The following is a 20,344-nucleotide window of genomic DNA, read 5'->3' on the forward strand; positions in this document are numbered from 1 at the left end:
TTTTTCTGTTTTTGCAGAAATTGGATTTTATTAAAGAGAAATTTTGGAATAGCTGAAGCATTCATTTTTAGAAAAATACGTTTTTTACATGCTTTTAGTTGTTTTACTGATTTCATTCGGGGTAAAATAAGAAAGACGAATTTACGCTTGGAGGGAATGTTATGCTGCGCTTCTTTTTAAAGCGAATGAAAGGAAACGCAACTGATCGCACCATGATCGGTAAACTTGCGAGCTATCTGGGATTGCTCTCAAATGCACTTCTTTTTGTCGCAAAGTTTCTGATTGGACTGTCGGCACAATCGGTCTCGATCATGGCAGATGCTATCAATAGTCTGTCTGACACCGCCTCCTCCTTTTTGACATTGATCGGTTTTCGGATTGCTGCCAAGCCGGCGGATAGGGAGCATCCCTACGGCCATGAACGGTTTGAATACATTAGCGGTTTTGTGGTTTCTTTACTAATCACATTTGTTGGTTTTCAGTTTCTAAAAAATGCCTTTGAAAAAATCATTGCTCCTGAACCGATCCGTTTATCACCATGGTTGTTTATTGTGCTGATCTTGTCAATCGGATTAAAGCTTTGGCAAGGTCTCATGTACCGTCAATTGGCGAAGAAAATTGACTCTGCAACCTTACAAGCTAGCGGACAAGATAGTTTTAATGATGTACTCACAACAGTTGCGGTCTTGCTCTCTGCATTGATTGAATGGGGAACCGGTTGGCGGGTGGATGGGTATATTGGCTTGCTGATCGCGCTATACATTTTATTTAGTGGTATCATGATGATCCGTACCTTTATCAATGAACTGCTAGGTGCACGTCCGACAGAAGCTGAAATCCGTGAGATGGAGGATCGACTAGATCGTTATCCAACAATATTGGGGTACCATGATCTGCTCGTTCATAACTATGGTCCCAAGAATCGTTTTGCTAGTGTTCATATTGAAGTCAATGAAAGCTGGAGTTTGTCCCAAGCCCATGAAGTAATTGATGCGATCGAACATGATTTTCAAAGGAACCTTCAAGTTGAATTGGTTTGTCATCTTGATCCTGTCCCTATCCAAAATAAACAGTACCGGCAGTTGCGGGAAAAAGTCAGACAAATCGTTGAGACGATTGATCCAGAGTTAAGGATGCACGACTTTCGGATTCACGAAAAACAGTTTGCTTTTGATTTGGTGATCCCAAAGCAAAGAAATTACACAGATCGTGAACTGCAAGATAAAATTTATCAAAAGATTACGCATGAAATCGGCACGTATGAGGTGGCGATCACGTTTGATCATACTTATTTGTTGTAGGAGGAAAATATGATAAAAATGGATATGAGTGTGGTTTCGACCGTCTTTTTGGCGTTGCTGTTTGTCAATACAGTTGCGGCATTTATTACGGTCTTTCGTAAACCGCGATCAATTGCAAGTGTTTTTGCCTGGATGATGACATTAGTCTTTATCCCGGGTTTTGGGTTTTTGTTGTATTTGTTTTGTGGTCGAGGAATCGACGGAGAAATCATTTATAAATTCAGTGAGCACCATCAAAGCAGAATCAATGAATTAAATCAAATCATCAAAGTCCACAATTATTCCTTTCCAGAGCATCCATACTCAGATGACAACCATCTATTGGAACGGTATTTTAAAAATTTAGATGAATCCCCTTTGACAAAAGGCAATCAGGTACAATTTTATACGGACGGCAAGGAAAAATTTGCTGCCTTATTTTCAGATATGCAAAATGCTGAAGACAATATTCATGTGGAATACTATTCTTTTTTTAATGATGAAATTGGTGGGCAGTTTCTTGATGTCCTAATTGAAAAAGCCAAGCAAGGAGTAGAAGTTCGACTAATATTCGATCCATGGGGTTCTCCCAAAGCAAATCGTAAATTCTTTCAGCCATTAATGGACGCTGGCGGAAAGGTCGTGCCCTTTATTACTTCAAAAAATTTGATTCGCAATACACGTTTGAATTACCATTTGCATCGCAAAATCGTGGTGATTGATGGCCAAATTGGCTGGACCGGCGGGTTTAATGTAGGGGATCAATATTTAGGTAAAAAAGCAAAATTTGGTTATTGGCGGGATACACATGCGCGAATCGTTGGAACTGCTAGTTTTACCTTACAGGAAATCTTTATCCGCGATTGGAATGCCTCGATTAGAAATGAAGCAGATCAACTGGAATATGAAGATCGCTATTTCATTTTACCGCCTAAAGAAGAGGCAGGTCATGTCGATATGCAAATCGTGGCCGACGGACCTGAGACGGAAACGCAGATTCTTAAAGGCGGCTTCGTCAAGATGATTTTGGCGGCTGAAAAATCGATTTGGATCCAAACCCCTTATCTGATTCCTGACGACAGTATGATGAATGCCTTGGAGATCGCCATCCACTCAGGTGTAGATGTTCGAATCATGATTCCCTGCATGCCGGATCATCCATTTATCTATCGAGCGACCCAACACTATGCCAACTATTTACATCGCCGGGGAGCGAAAATCTATATCTATGAGAATGGATTTTTACATGCCAAAACTGTTATGATGGATGATACCATCTGCTCGTTTGGCACGACAAATCAGGACATTCGCAGTTATGCGTTGAATTTTGAAGTCAATGCATTCGTTTATGATCAAGAAGTCACGGCGCAATTAAAAACGATTTTTGAAGAGGATATGCTGCAGTCCACTTTATTGACAGATGAAATGCTGGCTAAACAATCTTACTGGTTGCGTTTCAAGCAAAACTTTTCTCGTTTGTTATCGCCGATCCTGTAATTTTAAAGCCTTAGCTAACCCTTGACGGGCCAGATGGTCGGCACCTTTGTTTTGAGATTCGGGAATCCATTGGACAATCAGTAAAGTGAAATAGGGCAGCAACTCTTGGATTTCCTCTAAATACTTCCGAAAATCGGGGTTGTTCGTATAATTTTTGTCGATTGTTTGAGCGACGACTTTACTGTCTGTATAAAGCATGATCGTCTGGTCTTGCCATTCTTTCGTTAAAAGAAATTCAAGAGCATGATGCATCGCAGCAAATTCTGCTTGGTGATTTGTGAGCGTGGGTAGTACAAAGGCATGCTGTTCATGCAGGTCTTCCCCTACAATCAACAGACCGCCGCCACTAGGTCCAGGGTTTCCTTTGGTTGAAGCATCGAGATACACTTTTAGCATGAGTTGACTCCTTCTGTTATGATGGATATAAGTATACTAGAAATTGATCGCGTGAGGAAATTATTTATGAAACGTAACTATTTTTGGCAACCAGAACCAGCCACCGCAATTATCTATTGGTCCAGTTCACTGATCGTTTTGTTTTACAGCTTGATTTTGGCACTGGAAAATACTCGCCCTTATTGGAAAAGCAATCTTGTGTTGGGGATTTTTCTATTTCTTGTCTGGTTAGGATTGCAGCGCCGCCTTTATTTGACGGAGAAGACCATCAAAATCACCTATGCCCGCTTTTGGAAACGAGTAGTTATTCCTCTCGAGAAAATCCAAGCCATTGGGATAGAGAATCATCATTTGAGAATCGTGACCAATGAAAGAAGCTATACGTTTGTAATGCGTAAAAAAGATCTTGAAGTATTACAGACACACTTTGTTAATCTAGTGCCTATTCTTGAAAGACAAGAGTCAGAAAAATAATTCTGACTCTTTTTTTATTCCAGTGAAAAACAGGGTTTCAATCTTCATGAAAAACGGTATAATAGAAATAGGACAAACAAATATGAATGAATAAGGAATAATAGTTCGGGAATAGAGGGTTACTGATGAAAAAAGATATCGAAATTGCACAAGAAGCAACAATTAAACCGATTATTGATATTGCAGCAACTATCGGATTACAAGCAGAAGATCTAGAACAATATGGGAAGTATAAAGCAAAAATCGATTGGCCAGCAATCAAGGAAATCGCGGAACGCCCCACCGGCAAGTTGATCTTAGTCACAGCGATTAACCCAACCCCTGCGGGAGAAGGAAAGTCGACAGTCACGATTGGATTGGCAGATGGCTTAAACCGTATTGGAAAACAAACCGTGATTGCTTTACGAGAACCATCATTAGGTCCAGTCATGGGGATCAAGGGTGGTGCGACTGGCGGAGGCAGAGCGCAAGTCTTGCCGATGGAGGACATCAATCTTCATTTTACCGGGGACATGCACGCAATCACTGCTGCGAATAATGCATTATCTGCGTTGGTGGACAATCATATCCAACAAGGAAATGAATTAGGGATCGACCCGCGACGGATCATTTGGAAACGTGTCGTGGATTTGAATGATCGTGCATTAAGACAAGTGATCGTCGGACTAGGCGGACCACTGCAAGGAGTACCTAGAGAAGATGGCTTTGATATCACCGTTGCTAGTGAGATTATGGCTATTTTGTGTCTAGCAACGAATTTGGATAATTTGAAAGAGCGCTTGAGCAATATTTTGATTGGTTATACGTATGATAAACAACCTATCTACGTCAAGGATTTGCAGGTTCAGGGGGCATTAGCTTTATTGTTGAAAGATGCCTTGAAACCAAATTTGGTTCAAACCATCGAAGGAACGCCTGCGTTGATTCATGGGGGACCTTTTGCCAACATCGCCCATGGCTGTAATAGTGTCATTGCCACTGAAACAGCTCTCCATTTAGGAGAATACACGGTTACTGAAGCGGGGTTCGGCGCAGATCTCGGGGCAGAGAAGTTTTTGGATATTAAAACACCCAATCTCTCTAAAGCACCAGACGCTGTCGTAGTGGTCGCAACGATTCGCGCCTTAAAAATGCACGGCGGGATAGATAAAGAACATTTAAAAGAAGAAAATGTAGCGGCTTTAGTCGCGGGTTTTGCCAACTTGAAACGTCACGTGAGAAACATGCAAAACTATCAATTGCCAGTTGTTGTTGCAATCAATGAATTTGTCACTGATACCGAAGCTGAGATCCAAATGTTGGAGCAATGCTGCAAGGAAATTGGTGTACCAATCGCTCGGACGCAAGTTTGGGAGAAAGGTGGCGCAGGGGGGGAACTTTTGGCGCAGCAAGTCGTCACTGCCATTGATGAACAACCCGGCAATTATCGTAGGCTTTACCAAAATGAAGAGAGCCTTTCTGTTAAAGCTGCCAAGATCGTCAAAGAGATTTATGGCGGATCAAATGTGGTCTTCTCAAGTGTGGCACAGCGCCAATTGAACGTCTTCAAAAAAAATGGCTGGGATCAATTGCCGATTTGTATGGCAAAAACACAGTACTCTTTTAGTGATGATCCACAGCTTTTAGGCGCACCGGCTGATTTTTCGATTACGATCCGTGAATTTGTACCAAAACTAGGCGCTGGTTTTATTGTTGCCTTGACTGGTACTGTTATGACAATGCCTGGACTGCCTAAGAAACCAGCAGCATTGAATATGGATGTCGATGCAGACGGCAATGTATCTGGCCTTTTTTAATCTTATTTTCTCTCCGCATCTGCGAATACTGGATGAAGAAATAGATTCTCGAAGGCTCCAGTAATAGTTCAGTCAATTTCTTATAACACACCACACTTACAAATCAATAGTGATCTGTAAGTGTGGTGTGTTGTTTGCGAGCGATTCGTCGTCTTTCAGTAGGTTTTGTTTGGTTCGTTTTTTGTTGACGCTGTACATAGGCTGCGAGATTCGGAGGAGAATAAAACCTCCCTTTTTCTTCTGACTTTCAAAAATTGGAAGAAATAATTGAAGAGACTGCGAGGATATTTCATTTTTGTGAAGTTTTCTAAAAGTCTCCCATAGTTATCTCCAGCATTCCTATTTATCCGTTGCTCTTAGAAACATTAGAAACATTAGAAACGAAAGTAGGAAACGGGAAGGGGAAAGTGTTATCAAGCTCTTTTAAACGAGAGACTATAAAAAGAATGGTTTTAAAAAGAGGGCTATAAAAGTCGCTCGTTTTTATCTTATGATTTGCCGCTTTTGGATTTTCAATCTATTAAAAGACTGAAAGTTAAATATTAGCAAGAGGCAAGAGACGTGTCTTTTGTTATAATATAATCAGTAGTGCATTTAAAAGACTGTTTTCTTTCTAAGAAAATTAAAGTATACTGATAAAATTGGAGCGTATAAAACGATGAAACGTAAAATCATACGAAATACCGGCTTTTACGCGATGGGGAGTCCGCTGGATTTGCTAGTGGATGGTCAGAAAGTCGCCAGAATCAATCATCAAGAGACCGTCGAGCTGAATCTCAATTCTGACAACCGATTGTCTGTCCGATTTTCCATCCTAAAAAGCAAAGAAATTGCGTTGGCTGATTTACACGCAGAAACTCCATTAGAAATAAAAATGAATCCGCGACTGATTTCTTTTTATGTGCTGTTTTATATTGGTCTGTTTCTAATGATCGCGTTTTTAACTCGCAGTGGACAGTTGTCCATTATCCTTTCGGGTATCTTTCTTTATTTAGCAGGTTATCTATGTTTAGGTCTTTATTATAGCAAACAAGCGTATGTAATTGAGGAGGTAACAAATGGCTAGCGGAGCAGATATTTTTTTGAGTAGTTTCAATCGAATCGAAAAACAATTGAGGGACGATTTGGGTAATCCTCGTAACATGGGTTTTTCAGAGATGGTTCGCCGTCTTTCAAAACAGAAGCAAGGAGACATCAAAAAATACGAAGAAGATTTATTGCAGATGGCCCAATTGCGGAACGCCATCGTTCATGAAAAAATCGGTGAAAATTTTGTGATCGCCGAGCCAAATCAATGGGTAGTGACACGAATCCAACAAATCGAACAGGCCTTGTTGCAGCCTGAAACGGTCTTACCTAAGTTTGGTAAAAAAGTGACCGGTTTTGAAAAAACGTTGGCGCTGAAAGAAATCTTGAAGATTGTCGCTCAAAAGCGGTTTTCACAATTTCCACTCTATGACAAAGGACGTTTTGTTGGGTTGATCACTTTACGTATGTTAGGATACTGGTTTGCTCAAGAAAGTCTAAAAGGAGAGATCCGATTAGAAGGGCGTAAAGCAGAAGACTTGTTGATCAAAGACGGTAAAGAGTCCAATTATCAGTTTGTACCCGCGACAACAACGGTCACTGAAGTAGAAGACCTGTTCCATAAAAATGCTTTACTTGAAGCGGTATTAATCACAAAAAATGGCGATCCTAATGGAAATTTATTAGGCATCGTTCGTCCGCGGGATATTTTTAACGAAGAAAGTGTGGAAAAAAGATGATAGCTTTGTTTTTTTTACTAAGTGCCATAATTGTTGGACTTGATCAGTGGTTGAAGTTTTGGATCGTCAGCAATTTTGAATTAGGTGATGTTCAAACGTTGATCGACCATGTCTTTTCACTAACTTATATTCGGAATACCGGTGCCGCATGGAGTATCTTAGAAGGGAAGATGACCTTCTTTACGATCATCACGGTTGCCGCTGTTATTGTTGTAACTTATTTGTTGATCCGTCATCGTAAAAGCAGTATATGGTTTCGATTGGGACTATCCTTTATCTTAGCCGGAGCGATCGGAAATTTTATCGATCGCTTGCGTTTGGGGTACGTCGTGGATATGTTTCAGCTAGATTTTATCAATTTTCCGATTTTTAATATTGCAGACATGTCGTTAGTGATCGGCGTGTTATTGATTTTTATCTATGCGTTAGTTGATGATGAAGTGAAGGGAAAATAAATGAATAATCAAATTGAAGTAGTAATCCATGAAGAAAAAGGGCGTGTCGATAAAGTATTGGCAGATCGTCTAGAAGCGAGCCGTTCGCAAATTCAACAATGGTTAAAAGAAGGAGCGGTCACCTGTCAAGGGGATCCAATTCGTGCAAATTACAAAGTAAAAGCTGGTGACCAGTTAGTGATTCAAGTACCAGAACCAGAGTCCCTAGATCTGGAACCTGAAGATATTCCTTTGACGATTGTGTATCAAGACCAAGATGTTGCCGTGATCAATAAACCGCAAGGAATGGTCGTTCATCCTTCGGCAGGGCATCCTAACGGAACGCTGGTCAATGCATTGTTGTATCATATGACCGATTTATCTTCGATCAATGATGTTGTACGACCAGGAATTGTTCATCGTATCGACAAGGATACGTCAGGGCTATTGATGATTGCCAAAAATGATCATGCCCATGAAGCGTTAGCCAAACAGTTGAAAGACAAAACTTCTTTACGGAAGTATGTTGCGCTGGTCCATGGGAATATTTCTCACGAAAAAGGCACGATCAATGCACCGATTGGCCGTTCTAAAGTGAATCGCAAGATGCAAGCAGTGCAAGAAGATGGTAAGCCGGCTGTGACACATTTTACAGTTTTGGAACGTTTTGATCAATTTACTTTAGTCGAATTACAGTTGGAAACGGGTCGGACCCATCAAATTCGGGTCCACATGCAATACATTGGCTTTCCATTAGCCGGCGATCCTGTTTATGGCCCTAAAAAGACTTTGAAAGGCAATGGCCAATTCCTTCACGCCAAACTGTTAGGATTTACCCATCCGACAACTGGAGAATCAATGGTTTTTGAAGCGCCATTACCCGAACTTTTTGAGGAAACCTTAAAAAAATTGCGAAAAAATGATTGATTTTTTTTTCAAAGAACTGTATAGTGTGTGTAACAAATAAATAGCTCCTTTAAGTGTAGTCCCGTGAGGCTAAGAAGGAAATGAGCAAGCAGACGACTCCCGCGTTGGAGCATCGAAAACTTGCTGGATGATTGCGCATATTCTGGATCGCTGTATACAGCGCCAGAAAGTATGATCGGAAAACATAACTCCTGCCTCACTAGGCAGGAGTTTTTTTATGTTCAAAATTAGGAGGGAACGAAATGCCAACCAAAGAAGTAGTAGATGCAGTAACAATGAAACGAGCATTGACCAGAATCACTTATGAAATCATCGAACGCAACCGAGGGATTGATGACCTAGTCTTAGTAGGAATCAAGACTAGGGGAATCTATATCGCACAACGAATTGCTGAACGCTTGAAACAATTGGAAGGAGTAGAAGTCCCCGTTGGCGAACTGGATATCACATTGTATCGAGACGATAAAAAATCAGATGAAGATCCTGAGATCCATTCTTCTGACATTCCAACAGCAATCGATGGCAAAGAAGTCATCTTGATCGATGATGTGTTGTTTACAGGGCGCACCATCCGGGCAGCATTAGATGCCATCATGGATTTCGGTCGTCCTCGCCGGATTTCACTAGCCGTACTAGTCGATCGGGGGCATCGAGAATTACCGATTCGGGCAGATTTTGTAGGGAAAAATATTCCAACGGCATTAAGCGAACAAATCATTGTTGAAATGGAAGAATCTGACGGTTCTGATCGAATCATGATCAATAAAGAAAACGAGTAGGAAGAAGAGTGACAGACACATGGAAAAGCAAGAATTTCGCAATACCGATGTGGTATTAGATATCAATGATCGCCCAAAGGCATTGCCTTGGTTAGGCTTAAGTCTTCAACATTTATTCACGATGTTCGGAGCAACTGTTTTAGTACCGATCCTAGTTGGGATCAACCCAAGTATCGCTTTAGTAAGTTCCGGTTTGGGGACACTTGTTTACCTCGTTACGACGAAAGGAAAGATTCCCGCATACTTAGGGAGCAGCTTTGCTTTTATCGCTGCAATGCAAATGTTGATGAAATCAGACGGCTACCCGGCAATCGCCCAAGGAGCTGTTACAACAGGACTGGTTTACATCATCGTTTCTCTGATCATCAAAAAGATTGGTGCTGCATGGCTGGATAAAATTTTGCCGCCGATCGTCGTAGGGCCTGTGATCATGGTTATCGGGTTAGGACTAGCTGCTAATGCCGCTCAAAACGCAATGTACAATGGGGACATCTATGATTTTAAATTTATCTTAGTTGCATTGGTTACATTGGGATTGACGATTTTCTTCAACATGTTTTTGCGAGGGTTTCTTGGCTTGATCCCCATCTTACTAGGGATCATTGGTGGTTACTTAGTAGCTTTAGCTGCTGGGATCGTAGATGTGCAGCCAATCATTGATGCTGCTTGGTTCTCATTACCAAGCTTCGAAATTCCCTTTGTTCAATACAAGCCAACGCTACATTTGAATGCGATCACGACGATGGCGCCTATCGCTTTTGTCACGATGACAGAACATATTGGCCATTTGATGGTTTTGAATAAACTAACAAAGCGTAACTTTTTTGAAGAACCAGGATTAAACAAAACATTGATGGGAGACGGCTTTGCGCAAATCGTTGCCGGATTCGTTGGGGGACCCCCTGTGACAAGTTATGGTGAAAACATTGGTGTCTTGGCCATTACGAGAGTGCACAGTGTCTTTGTTATCGGTGGTGCGGCTGTCTTGGCTGTCTTGTTAGGCTTTGTCGGAAAATTGAGTGCCTTGATCTTGAGTATCCCAAATCCGGTCATTTCTGGAATCAGCTTCCTATTGTTCGGTGTCATTGCTGCAAGCGGGATGAAAATCTTGATCGACAATAAAATCAATTTTGACCGCAAAAAGAATTTGATCATTGCTTCTGTGATTCTGGTGATCGGAATCGGCGGCCTTGTCTTTACGGTCGGAACATTCACCTTATCAGCCATGGCATTAGCAACTGTCTTAGGAATCATTTTAAATCTAATTTTGCCAGAAACATCACGCAGTGAAGAACAATAACTAGTCGTCAACTAAAAGGGAAAAACTAGGAGGTATTATTCATGATCATCCAATCAGAAAGAATCAGTTTAAAGCATCTTTTGACCGTTGAAGCATTAACAGATCGAGAAGTGATGGGGCTTATCCGCAGAGGGCAGGAATTTAAAAGAGGGGCCAAATGGATGCCGCAAAAAGAACAATACTTTGCTACGAACCTTTTCTTTGAAAATAGTACCAGAACCCACAAAAGTTTTGATGTAGCCGAAAAGAAATTAGGTCTTGAAGTGATTGAATTTGACTCCTCAACGAGTTCTGTGCAAAAGGGCGAAACCCTTTATGATACCGTGCTGACAATGTCAGCACTAGGCGTGGATGTCGCTGTAATCCGCCACGGAGACGAGAATTATTATGACGAGCTGATCCAAAGTAAAACGATCCAATGCAGCATCATCAATGGAGGCGATGGCAGCGGACAGCATCCCACGCAATGCTTATTAGACTTGATGACGATCTATGAAGAATTTGGCCACTTTGATCAACTGAAAGTAGCGATCGTCGGAGACATCACCCATTCCCGTGTCGCCAAATCAAATATGCAAATGCTCAAACGATTAGGCGCCAAAGTGTATTTTTCTGGCCCGCCACAATGGTATGACAATGAATTTGAAGTGTATGGACACTGGTTGCCTCTAGATGAATTAGTGAATCAAGTCGATGTGATGATGATGCTTCGGGTCCAACACGAACGCCATGATGGCTCAGAAAGTTTCTCAAAAGAGGCTTACTTACGGGATTATGGATTGACAGTGGAACGTGCAGCAAAAATGCAAGACCATGCCATCATCATGCATCCGGCTCCAGTCAATCGTGATGTTGAGCTGGCAGATCCATTAGTTGAAGGGCTGCGTTCAAGAATTGTCACGCAAATGACGAATGGCGTGTTTGTCCGGATGGCAATTTTAGAAGCGGTATTGAATGGCAAAGCTTAATTATAAGAAACGCGACCAATAGAGATAGAGGAGGAAGCAACATGAAAACACTCATTAAGAACGGAAAGATCATCGCTGACGGTGATCATTGTATCCCTGCAGAAATTTGGATCGAAGATGGTATCATCCAAGCGATCGGAACGACTTTTTCAGAAACAGGGTTCGATCAAGTGATCGATGCAAAGCAACAACTGATCACTCCAGGATTAGTGGATGTTCATGTTCACTTCAGAGAGCCAGGATTTGAATACAAAGAAACGATCAAAACAGGAAGTATGGCAGCCGCTCGTGGCGGTTTCACTACGGTTTGTGCCATGCCAAATTTAAATCCTGTGCCAGATACCGCAGAAAAATTGCAACAAGTCTACCAGCGTATCCAAGAAGACGCCGTGGTTCATGTTTTGCAGTATGCACCGATCACAGAAGAATTACGTAGTGAAGTTTTAACGGATCAAAAAGCATTGAAAGAAGCCGGCGCTTTTGCATTCACCAATGATGGCGTTGGCGTCCAAACTGCTGGTACGATGTACTTGGCGATGAAAGAAGCGGCCAAAAACCAAATGGCATTAGTGGCGCATACAGAAGATGACTCTCTGTTATTTGGCGGTGTGATGCATGCGGGTAAGAGAGCAGCAGAATTAGGCTTGCCGGGGATTCTTAGTGCCACAGAAGCATCACAAATTGCCCGGGATGTACTGCTGGCAGAAGAAACCGGGGCCCATTACCATGTCTGCCATGTTTCGACAAAAGAAAGTGTGCGGGTCATACGTGAAGCCAAACAAGCAGGAATCCATGTGACGGCAGAAGTTTCCCCCCATCACTTGCTTTTGATCGATGAAGATATCCCTGGCGATGAAGGATTTTGGAAAATGAATCCGCCGCTTAGAGGTAGAGCAGATCGCGAGGCATTGATCGAAGGATTACTGGATGGGACGATCGATTGTATCGCAACAGACCACGCGCCACATGGCTATGACGAAAAAATGCAAAGTTTTTTAAAAGCACCATTTGGAATCGTCGGTTCAGAATATGCTTTTCAATTGATTTATACGCATTTTGTCAAAACGGGCCGCTTTACACTCCAACAAGCGGTGGCTTGGATGACCGAGAAGCCTGCTGAAATCTTTGGATTGAAAGCTGGCAGATTAATGGTGGGAGCTCCGGCAGATCTCGCGATTTTTGATCTAGAGACATCTTATACTGTCGATTCGGATCAATTCCTTTCAAAAGGAAAAAACACACCATTTAATAACTGGCCATTATATGGGGATACCACCCATACATTGGTCAATGGAAAATTAGTTTGGCAAAAAGGTAGGGGGATTTTATGAAACGCTGGTTGATTTTGGAAGATGGCACATTATTTGAAGGTGAGGGATTTGGCGCAGAGATCAATGTCTATGGCGAGATTGTCTTTACCACTAGTATGACAGGGTATCAAGAAACCATTACGGATCAAAGTTTCAACGGTCAGATCATCACCTTTACCTACCCAATGGTGGGAAATTACGGTGTTAATCGCGATGACTATGAATCAATCGCTCCCACTTGTAAAGGTGTTGTAGTGAAAGAACATGCTCGTGTAGCCAGCAACTGGCGGAAACAATTGACCTTAGACGAATTTCTAAAGCGCAAAAACATTCCGGGAATCGCAGGAATCGATACTCGGGCTTTGACTCGTAAAATCCGCCAATTTGGATCGATGAAAGCTAGTATTGTGGATGCCAATGATGAATTTGCTCATGCCTTTGATCAATTGAAAGCAGCCGTTTTGCCCACCAATCAAGTGGCACAAGTTTCAACTTCAAAGCCTTATCCAAGTCCAGGAACAGGACGGAATATCGTCGTGATCGATTTTGGCTTGAAACACAGCATTCTAAGAGAACTTTCTCAACGAAATTGTAATCTGACGATTTTACCCTACAATACCACCGCACAGGAAATTTTGGATCTCGCGCCAGATGGTGTCATGCTGACCAACGGACCTGGTGATCCGAAAAGCCTCCCTGAAGCCATCAAAATGATTCAAGAAATCCAAGGAAAAGTACCGATTTTCGGTATCTGTTTAGGACATCAGTTGTTTGCTTTAGCTAATGGCGCTGATACTTACAAAATGAAATTCGGTCACCGAGGATTGAACCATCCCGTTCGAGAAATCGCTACAGGAAGAATTGATTTCACCTCACAAAATCACGGTTTTGCAGTAGCAGAAGCATCGATTGATCAAGAGAAACTGATCATCACTCATGTGGAAGTCAATGATGGAACCATTGAAGGTGTCCGTCATCGTCGCTACCCAGCATTTAGTGTTCAGTATCATCCAGATGCTGCACCGGGACCTCATGATGGCGTACATTTGTTTGATGAATTTTTAGAAATGATCGATGCATGGAAGGAGCAGAACTAAATGCCAAAACGTACAGATATTAAGAAAATCATGGTTATCGGTTCTGGACCGATCATTATTGGCCAAGCAGCCGAATTTGACTATGCAGGAACGCAAGCCTGCTTAGCGTTGCGAGAAGAAGGCTATGAAGTTGTGCTGGTCAACTCGAACCCTGCAACGATCATGACTGATAAAGAAATTGCCGACAAAGTCTATATTGAGCCAATCACTTTCGAATTTGTCTCCCGGATTTTAAGGAAAGAACGTCCGGATGCGATCTTGCCAACATTAGGCGGTCAAACCGGCTTGAATATGGCAATGGAATTAGCCAATTCAGGCATCTTGGATGAGTTGGAAATCGAGTTGTTAGGAACCAAATTAGCTGCGATTGATCAAGCAGAAGACCGTGATCTATTCAAGCAATTAATGGAAGAGTTAAATCAACCGATTCCTGAATCGGAGATCGTTTCAACAGTGGAAGAAGCAGTTACTTTTGCAACTAAGATTGGGTATCCAATCATCGTTCGTCCAGCCTTTACCCTTGGCGGTACTGGAGGCGGTATGTGTAATAATGAAGAGGAATTGCGAGTGATTGCTGAGAATGGTCTAAAACTGTCACCAGTGACGCAATGTCTGATCGAACGCAGTATTGCCGGCTATAAGGAAATCGAATATGAAGTCATGCGGGATTCAGCCGATAATGCGATCGTTGTCTGCAACATGGAAAACTTTGATCCTGTCGGGATCCATACAGGTGATTCGATCGTTTTTGCACCGAGTCAAACACTCTCCGATTATGAGTACCAAATGTTGCGTGATGCTTCTCTAAAAATCATTCGCGCATTGAAAATCGAGGGCGGTTGTAATGTTCAATTAGCGCTTGATCCCCACAGCTTTAATTACTATGTGATCGAAGTCAATCCCCGGGTTTCCCGTTCGTCTGCTTTAGCAAGTAAAGCAACTGGCTATCCGATTGCGAAGCTAGCAGCAAAGATTGCTGTTGGGTTGACATTAGATGAAATGAAAAACCCTGTCACAGAAACAACTTATGCCGAGTTTGAACCGGCATTGGATTACGTGGTAGCCAAAATCCCTCGTTGGCCCTTTGACAAATTTGAGTCCGGCGAACGCCGTTTAGGGACACAGATGAAAGCAACCGGTGAAGTGATGGCTATCGGTCGGAATATCGAGGAATCTTTGCTGAAGGCTGTGCGTTCATTGGAGATCGGCACACATCATATTGAAATGAAAGAATTAGAACAGCTTTCAGACAATGACTTGATCGATAAGGTGATCAAAGCGCAAGATGATCGCTTATTTTATGTCATGGAAGCCATTCGCCGCGGCTATGCTATTGAAGAATTGAATGAAATGACTAAAATCGATCTTTTCTTCTTGGATAAAATGCTGCACATCTATGAAATCGAACAAGAACTTGCTGCCAACAGCCAAGATTTTACAACATTAAAACGAGCGAAGCAAAACGGCTTTACCGATAAAAAAATTGCTGAATTATGGCAGATGACAGAACAAGAGATTCGAGACATCCGTAAGGAAAATCAGTTGCTTCCCGTCTACAAAATGGTAGACACTTGTGCTGCCGAGTTTGAGTCGGCAACGCCTTACTTTTATAGTACGTATGAGTTTGAGAACGAGAGTGTTCGCAGTGAAAAAGAATCTGTTTTAGTCTTAGGTTCTGGGCCGATCCGCATCGGTCAAGGTGTGGAATTCGATTATGCAACAGTACACTCGGTCAAAGCAATTCAGGCTGCGGGCTATGAAGCCATTATTATGAACAGCAATCCGGAAACCGTTTCGACAGACTTCTCGATTTCCGATAAATTGTATTTTGAGCCATTGACACTAGAAGACGTCTTGCATGTGATCGAACTGGAACAACCAATTGGGGTCATTGTTCAATTTGGCGGTCAAACAGCGATCAATTTGGCGGAGCCATTAGTTGCCGCAGGAGTCAGCATCTTAGGTACGAGTATCGAAGACCTCGATCGTGCTGAAAACCGTGATCTCTTTGAACAAGCGCTACAGGCATTAGCTATTCCGCAACCCCCAGGAGATACTGCTACAAATACCACGGAAGCAGTGGCGATCGCTAATCGCATCGGTTATCCGGTCCTTGTTCGTCCGAGTTATGTCTTAGGTGGTCGGGCAATGGAAATCGTTGAGAACCAAGCGGATCTGGAAGATTATATGAAGCATGCAGTAAAAGCTTCTCCCGAACATCCTGTTTTAGTCGATCGGTACTTAGTAGGGAAAGAATGTGAAGTTGACGCAATTTGTGATGGCACGACGGTTCTGATTCCGGGAATCATGGAACATATCGAACGAGCAGGGGTCCACTCAGGTGACTCGATGGCAGTCTATCCACCGCAAAACCTTTCTGACGCAACGATTGCCACCATCGAAGACTATACGAAACGGTTAGCATTGGGATTGAATTGTGTCGGAATGATGAATATTCAATTTGTTATCCACGAGGAAAAAGTTTACGTCATTGAAGTCAATCCTCGGGCCAGCCGAACCGTTCCATTTTTGAGCAAGGTCACAGAGATTCCTATGGCACAGATCGCGACAAAAGCGATTTTAGGAGAAAAATTGGCGGATCTGGGCTACCGTGATGGCCTTTATCCAACACCAAACGAAGTTCATATCAAAGCACCGGTCTTTTCTTTCACCAAGTTACAAAAAGTTGATACTTACTTAGGTCCGGAAATGAAATCAACCGGTGAAGTCATGGGTTCAGACAAAAACTTAGAAAAAGCTTTATATAAAGCTTTTGAAGCAGCTGGTTTGCATATTCCGGAATTCGGGAAAGTTCTCTTTACCGTAGCGGATGAAAGCAAAGCAGAGGCCGCCGTGTTGGCTGCGCGCTTTTTCGAAATCGGCTTCTCGATCTTAGCGACAAAAGGAACAGCCGATTACTTTGAAGGCTATGGCTTGCCAGTCACCCGGGTAGCGAAAATCTCGGAAACAGAAGATGAAACTGTCGTTGATCTCATCAGAAAAGGCGTGACACAAGTGGTGATCAATACAATGGACAAAAATCGGCAAAAAGCCACTGAAGACGGATTTATTATTCGCCGGGAAGCAGTCGAGCATGGGGTGCCGCTCTTCACCTCGTTAGACACCGCTGATGCCATTCTTCAAGTAATGGAATCAAGAGGTTTTTCAACGAAAGCAATCTAGCAGTCAGAAAGGAAAACAGCTCATGAAACAAGAACGAATGACCATTACAAAACAGCGAATGCTCGCACCGCGAATCTACGAGATGACTCTCTCTGGTGCTCTCGTTCAAGAAATGACCACACCGGGACAATTTCTGCATATTCGAGTGCCGGATGATGCCTTTCTCTTAAGACGACCAATCAGTATTAGCTGGATCGATCAAGAAAGCCAAAGTTGTCGCATCATTTATCGGACAGAAGGGGAGGGGACCAAGCGGTTTGCCCATCTGCAAAGCGGGGATCAACTGGATGTTTTAGGCCCTCTAGGGAATGGCTTTCATATCGAAGATTTACAAAAAGATGAGACTGTTTTTATCGTAGGTGGTGGTATCGGAGTTCCGCCACTCTACGAACTTTCCAAACAATTAGTCGCAAAAGGTGTACGGACGATTCATTTTTTGGGATTTGCTAGTTCGGAAGTCATGTATTACGAAAAGGCGTTTCAAGCTCTAGGGGATACACGAATCGCAACGGATGATGGCACCTATGGCGTTCAAGGGAATGTCGGTAATCTATTGTTAGCAGCCGATAGCAAACCTGCGGCTGTTTTTGCCTGCGGCAACAATGGCTTGTTAAAAACGGTTGAACAACTTTTCCAAGACTGTCCGAATGTGCAACTTTCATTGGAATCTCGCATGGCTTGCGGGATTGGTGCTTGTTATGCTTGTGTTTGTCATAAAGCCGATGATCCAACAGGGACCAAAAGTGTCAAAGTCTGTGACGAAGGCCCTGTTTTTCAAGCTGGAAAGGTGGTTATTTAAGTGGTTTTAGCTGTTGAATTACCGGGGTTGTCTCTCAAAAACCCCATAATGCCGGCTAGTGGCTGTTTTGGTTTTGGCGCAGAATACAACAAGTATTATGATATCAGTCAGCTCGGTGCCGTCATGATCAAAGCCACGACCCCAGAAGCACGCTTTGGCAATCCAACACCGCGAGTGGCTGAAACACCAAGCGGCATGTTGAATGCGATTGGCTTACAAAATCCTGGCCTTCGAGTAGTCATGGAAGACATTTTGCCAGAGTTAGCGCAAAAGCATCCAGATCTGCCGATCATCGCAAACGTGGCTGGTTCCACTCAAGAAGATTATGTCACTGTCTGTCAAAAAATCAGTCAAGCGCCGAATGTAAAAGCCATTGAATTAAATGTTTCCTGCCCAAACGTCAAACATGGTGGTATTACTTTTGGTACCGATCCTCAAGTGGCGAAAGAACTGACCCAAGCGGTCAAAGCAGTTTCGCAAGTGCCAATCTATGTCAAACTATCGCCAAATGTGACCGATATCGTACCCATTGCAAAAGCAATCGAGGCGGGGGGTGCCGATGGTTTCACGATGATCAATACGTTATTGGGTATGCGCATTGATTTGAAGACACGACGTCCTATTTTGGCCAACCAGACCGGGGGGCTCTCAGGCCCAGCCATCAAGCCAGTGGCGATTCGTTTGATCAAACAAGTGGCACAAGTTTCTTCGTTGCCAATCATTGGCATGGGCGGTGTGATGACGGTTGATGATGTGTTAGAAATGTATTTAGCTGGAGCGAGTGCGGTAGCAGTTGGTACCGCAAATTTTACCGATCCTTATATTTGTCCCAAGTTGATCGAAGAATTGCCTGTACGAATGGCAGAATTAGGTATCGAATCTTTGGCACAGTTGATCAAGGAAGTAAGAGAGGGGCATTAAGATGATTGAACGACCAATTATTGCTTTGGATTTTCCAAGCAAAAAAGAAATTGAGCTTTTTTTAGAGAAATTTCCTAAAACAGAAAAATTATTCGTCAAAGTCGGTATGGAAATCTTTTATCAAGAAGGACCAGAAATCGTCAGCTGGTTAAAAGATTTAGGCCATGATATTTTCTTAGACTTAAAACTTCACGACATTCCCAATACTGTCGAGCGGGCCATGACACGTTTGGCAAATCTTGGGGTCGCGATCACCAATGTTCATGCGGCGGGTGGTATTGAGATGATGATAGCAGCAAAGCGGGGACTGCAAAATGGAACCAAGGAAGGCCAAAATGTGCCGCTATTGATTGCTGTCACACAGCTGACTTCTACTAGCGAAGAACAAATGCAGCAAGAACAGCTAATTTCTGTTTCTTTAGAAGAAAGCGTGCGTCATTATGCTCAATGTGCAGAAAAAGCAGGATTAGCTGGCGTGGTTTGTTCCGCCCAAGAAGCTGCTGCCATCAAGGTAGCTACCAATCCTGAATTTATGTGCTTAACCCCAGGAATTCGTCCGGCTGGTAGTGATGCCGGAGATCAAAAACGAATCGTCACACCAGCAAAAGCAAGACAAATTGGTTCTTCTGCGATTGTTGTCGGTCGACCAATCACACAATCTGCAACACCTTTTGATACTTACCAGGAAATTAAACAAGCATGGAAGGAAGCTATTCAATGACAGAAATCAGTAAAGCAATTGCCAAAGACCTTTTAACGATTGAAGCAGTATTTTTACGTCCAAATGAACCCTTTACTTGGGCAAGCGGCATCAAAAGCCCGATTTATTGTGATAATCGTATGACAATGAGTTACCCTGCTGTACGTAAAGCGATTGCCAGTGGTTTGGCTGCGCAAATCAAAGAACACTTTCCAGACGTCGAAGTAATTGCGGGTACAGCTACTGCTGGGATCCCACATGCCGCTTGGGTGGCAGATATTCTTGATTTGCCAATGGTCTATATCCGCAGCAAAGCCAAAGATCATGGCAAAGGAAACCAAATCGAAGGACGTATCACAGAAGGTCAGAAAATGGTTGTGATCGAAGATTTGATCTCTACTGGCGGCAGTGTGTTAGAAGCTTGCGAAGCAGCCGCTCGCGAAGGGGCAAATGTTCTGGGGGTGGCAGCGATCTTTACCTATGAATTGCCGCAGGGATTAACCAACTTTGAAAAGGCCCAGTTGCCATTAGTGACGTTGACCAACTATTCAACAATGATCGATACTGCATTAGAGATGGACTATATCGGAAAAGAAGATATTGCATTGCTGCAGCAATGGAAACAGTCACCTCAAACTTGGACTGGTAAATAAGAACAACGAATATGCCTGGAGTGATCCAAGAGCATATTCGTTTTATTTTTATCTTTTTTCTGAT

18 protein-coding genes and 1 pseudogene are annotated in these 20,344 nt (G+C 42.8%); 18 read left to right on the plus strand and 1 reads right to left on the minus strand.

Features of this window, described 5'->3' with window-relative positions:
• Positions 1-161 precede the first annotated feature (161 nt).
• Both HED61_RS10740 and cls read left to right on the plus strand, forming a co-directional pair.
• Positions 162-1,301 carry a cation diffusion facilitator family transporter gene (locus HED61_RS10740; protein WP_219645322.1) on the plus strand — a complete coding sequence of 380 codons (1,140 nt, stop codon included), beginning with the start codon at positions 162-164 and terminating at the stop codon, positions 1,299-1,301.
• A 9-nt stretch (positions 1,302-1,310) separates the two neighbouring features.
• Positions 1,311-2,777, plus strand: coding sequence for a cardiolipin synthase (gene cls / locus HED61_RS10745; RefSeq protein WP_113849711.1), 1,467 nt, complete (start codon positions 1,311-1,313; stop codon positions 2,775-2,777).
• Here cls and HED61_RS10750 read toward each other — a convergent pair.
• Entirely contained in the window at positions 2,760-3,173 is a 414-nt protein-coding gene (locus tag HED61_RS10750; RefSeq protein ID WP_060814306.1) for a ribonuclease HI family protein, read from the minus strand. The genes cls and HED61_RS10750 overlap by 18 nt on opposite strands.
• 66 nt (positions 3,174-3,239) lie before the next feature.
• Between HED61_RS10750 and HED61_RS10755 the strand changes: the two genes are divergently transcribed.
• The 16 genes and pseudogenes from HED61_RS10755 to pyrE all read left to right on the plus strand — a co-directional run bounded on the left by HED61_RS10755 (position 3,240) and on the right by pyrE (position 20,280).
• Positions 3,240-3,647 carry an EbsA family protein gene (locus tag HED61_RS10755; protein ID WP_005473184.1) on the plus strand — a complete coding sequence of 136 codons (408 nt, stop codon included), beginning with the start codon at positions 3,240-3,242 and terminating at the stop codon, positions 3,645-3,647.
• Positions 3,648-3,772: 125 nt separating this feature from the next.
• A complete protein-coding gene (locus tag HED61_RS10760; protein ID WP_219645323.1) occupies positions 3,773-5,443 on the plus strand; it encodes a formate--tetrahydrofolate ligase in 1,671 nt (556 codons plus the stop codon).
• Positions 5,444-6,101: 658 nt separating this feature from the next.
• Positions 6,102-6,509 carry a hypothetical protein gene (locus HED61_RS10765; protein ID WP_096710990.1) on the plus strand — a complete coding sequence of 136 codons (408 nt, stop codon included), beginning with the start codon at positions 6,102-6,104 and terminating at the stop codon, positions 6,507-6,509.
• Positions 6,502-7,209 carry a CBS domain-containing protein gene (locus tag HED61_RS10770; RefSeq protein WP_003126617.1) on the plus strand — a complete coding sequence of 236 codons (708 nt, stop codon included), beginning with the start codon at positions 6,502-6,504 and terminating at the stop codon, positions 7,207-7,209. The genes HED61_RS10765 and HED61_RS10770 overlap by 8 nt, the downstream gene beginning before the upstream one ends.
• Positions 7,206-7,664: a signal peptidase II gene (gene lspA / locus HED61_RS10775; protein WP_003126616.1), complete on the plus strand. Its 459-nt coding sequence runs from the start codon at positions 7,206-7,208 to the stop codon at positions 7,662-7,664. The genes HED61_RS10770 and lspA overlap by 4 nt, the downstream gene beginning before the upstream one ends.
• Positions 7,665-8,570 carry an RluA family pseudouridine synthase gene (locus HED61_RS10780; RefSeq protein ID WP_003126615.1) on the plus strand — a complete coding sequence of 302 codons (906 nt, stop codon included), beginning with the start codon at positions 7,665-7,667 and terminating at the stop codon, positions 8,568-8,570.
• A 242-nt stretch (positions 8,571-8,812) separates the two neighbouring features.
• The gene (pyrR, locus tag HED61_RS10785) at positions 8,813-9,349 is read left to right on the plus strand and encodes a bifunctional pyr operon transcriptional regulator/uracil phosphoribosyltransferase PyrR (protein ID WP_003126614.1); all 537 of its coding nucleotides are present in this window, start codon (positions 8,813-8,815) and stop codon (positions 9,347-9,349) included.
• Between the two features lie 19 nt (positions 9,350-9,368).
• Positions 9,369-10,649: a solute carrier family 23 protein gene (locus HED61_RS10790; protein ID WP_003126613.1), complete on the plus strand. Its 1,281-nt coding sequence runs from the start codon at positions 9,369-9,371 to the stop codon at positions 10,647-10,649.
• 41 nt (positions 10,650-10,690) lie between these two features.
• The gene (locus HED61_RS10795; protein ID WP_003126612.1) at positions 10,691-11,617 is read left to right on the plus strand and encodes an aspartate carbamoyltransferase catalytic subunit; all 927 of its coding nucleotides are present in this window, start codon (positions 10,691-10,693) and stop codon (positions 11,615-11,617) included.
• Positions 11,618-11,658: 41 nt separating this feature from the next.
• Positions 11,659-12,948: a dihydroorotase gene (locus tag HED61_RS10800; RefSeq protein ID WP_005473168.1), complete on the plus strand. Its 1,290-nt coding sequence runs from the start codon at positions 11,659-11,661 to the stop codon at positions 12,946-12,948.
• Positions 12,945-14,024, plus strand: coding sequence for a carbamoyl phosphate synthase small subunit (locus HED61_RS10805; protein ID WP_219645324.1), 1,080 nt, complete (start codon positions 12,945-12,947; stop codon positions 14,022-14,024). The genes HED61_RS10800 and HED61_RS10805 overlap by 4 nt, the downstream gene beginning before the upstream one ends.
• Entirely contained in the window at positions 14,025-17,207 is a 3,183-nt protein-coding gene (gene carB / locus HED61_RS10810; protein WP_219645325.1) for a carbamoyl-phosphate synthase large subunit, read from the plus strand.
• Between the two features lie 10 nt (positions 17,208-17,217).
• A pseudogene (locus HED61_RS10815) lies at positions 17,218-18,006 on the plus strand (dihydroorotate dehydrogenase electron transfer subunit); the annotation flags it as partial.
• Complete coding sequence (locus HED61_RS10820) at positions 18,007-18,927, plus strand: dihydroorotate dehydrogenase (protein WP_071870113.1); 921 nt, start codon at positions 18,007-18,009, stop codon at positions 18,925-18,927.
• A 1-nt stretch (position 18,928) separates the two neighbouring features.
• On the plus strand, positions 18,929-19,648 hold the full coding sequence (gene pyrF, locus HED61_RS10825) for an orotidine-5'-phosphate decarboxylase (protein WP_005473160.1): 720 nt from the start codon (positions 18,929-18,931) through the stop codon (positions 19,646-19,648).
• On the plus strand, positions 19,645-20,280 hold the full coding sequence (pyrE, locus tag HED61_RS10830) for an orotate phosphoribosyltransferase (RefSeq protein ID WP_005473159.1): 636 nt from the start codon (positions 19,645-19,647) through the stop codon (positions 20,278-20,280). The genes pyrF and pyrE overlap by 4 nt, the downstream gene beginning before the upstream one ends.
• The last annotated feature ends 64 nt before the right edge of the window (positions 20,281-20,344 follow it).

Source organism: Enterococcus gallinarum (assembly GCF_021496385.1).
GTDB classification, from domain to species: domain Bacteria; phylum Bacillota; class Bacilli; order Lactobacillales; family Enterococcaceae; genus Enterococcus_D; species Enterococcus_D gallinarum.

What these genes read in the sequence shown, in the direction of transcription:
- cls (WP_113849711.1), top strand. Translation starts at nt 1,311, where the DNA reads ATGATAAAAATGGATATGAGTGTGGTTTCGACCGTCTTTTTGGCGTTG.
- HED61_RS10780 (WP_003126615.1), top strand. Translation starts at nt 7,665, where the DNA reads ATGAATAATCAAATTGAAGTAGTAATCCATGAAGAAAAAGGGCGTGTC.
- pyrR (WP_003126614.1), top strand. Translation starts at nt 8,813, where the DNA reads ATGCCAACCAAAGAAGTAGTAGATGCAGTAACAATGAAACGAGCATTG.
- HED61_RS10790 (WP_003126613.1), top strand. Translation starts at nt 9,369, where the DNA reads ATGGAAAAGCAAGAATTTCGCAATACCGATGTGGTATTAGATATCAAT.
- carB (WP_219645325.1), top strand. Translation starts at nt 14,025, where the DNA reads ATGCCAAAACGTACAGATATTAAGAAAATCATGGTTATCGGTTCTGGA.
- HED61_RS10805 (WP_219645324.1), top strand. Translation starts at nt 12,945, where the DNA reads ATGAAACGCTGGTTGATTTTGGAAGATGGCACATTATTTGAAGGTGAG.
- HED61_RS10795 (WP_003126612.1), top strand. Translation starts at nt 10,691, where the DNA reads ATGATCATCCAATCAGAAAGAATCAGTTTAAAGCATCTTTTGACCGTT.
- pyrE (WP_005473159.1), top strand. Translation starts at nt 19,645, where the DNA reads ATGACAGAAATCAGTAAAGCAATTGCCAAAGACCTTTTAACGATTGAA.
- lspA (WP_003126616.1), top strand. Translation starts at nt 7,206, where the DNA reads ATGATAGCTTTGTTTTTTTTACTAAGTGCCATAATTGTTGGACTTGAT.
- HED61_RS10755 (WP_005473184.1), top strand. Translation starts at nt 3,240, where the DNA reads ATGAAACGTAACTATTTTTGGCAACCAGAACCAGCCACCGCAATTATC.
- HED61_RS10750 (WP_060814306.1), bottom strand. Translation starts at nt 3,173, where the DNA reads ATGCTAAAAGTGTATCTCGATGCTTCAACCAAAGGAAACCCTGGACCT.
- HED61_RS10800 (WP_005473168.1), top strand. Translation starts at nt 11,659, where the DNA reads ATGAAAACACTCATTAAGAACGGAAAGATCATCGCTGACGGTGATCAT.
- HED61_RS10760 (WP_219645323.1), top strand. Translation starts at nt 3,773, where the DNA reads ATGAAAAAAGATATCGAAATTGCACAAGAAGCAACAATTAAACCGATT.
- pyrF (WP_005473160.1), top strand. Translation starts at nt 18,929, where the DNA reads ATGATTGAACGACCAATTATTGCTTTGGATTTTCCAAGCAAAAAAGAA.
- HED61_RS10770 (WP_003126617.1), top strand. Translation starts at nt 6,502, where the DNA reads ATGGCTAGCGGAGCAGATATTTTTTTGAGTAGTTTCAATCGAATCGAA.
- HED61_RS10740 (WP_219645322.1), top strand. Translation starts at nt 162, where the DNA reads ATGCTGCGCTTCTTTTTAAAGCGAATGAAAGGAAACGCAACTGATCGC.
- HED61_RS10765 (WP_096710990.1), top strand. Translation starts at nt 6,102, where the DNA reads ATGAAACGTAAAATCATACGAAATACCGGCTTTTACGCGATGGGGAGT.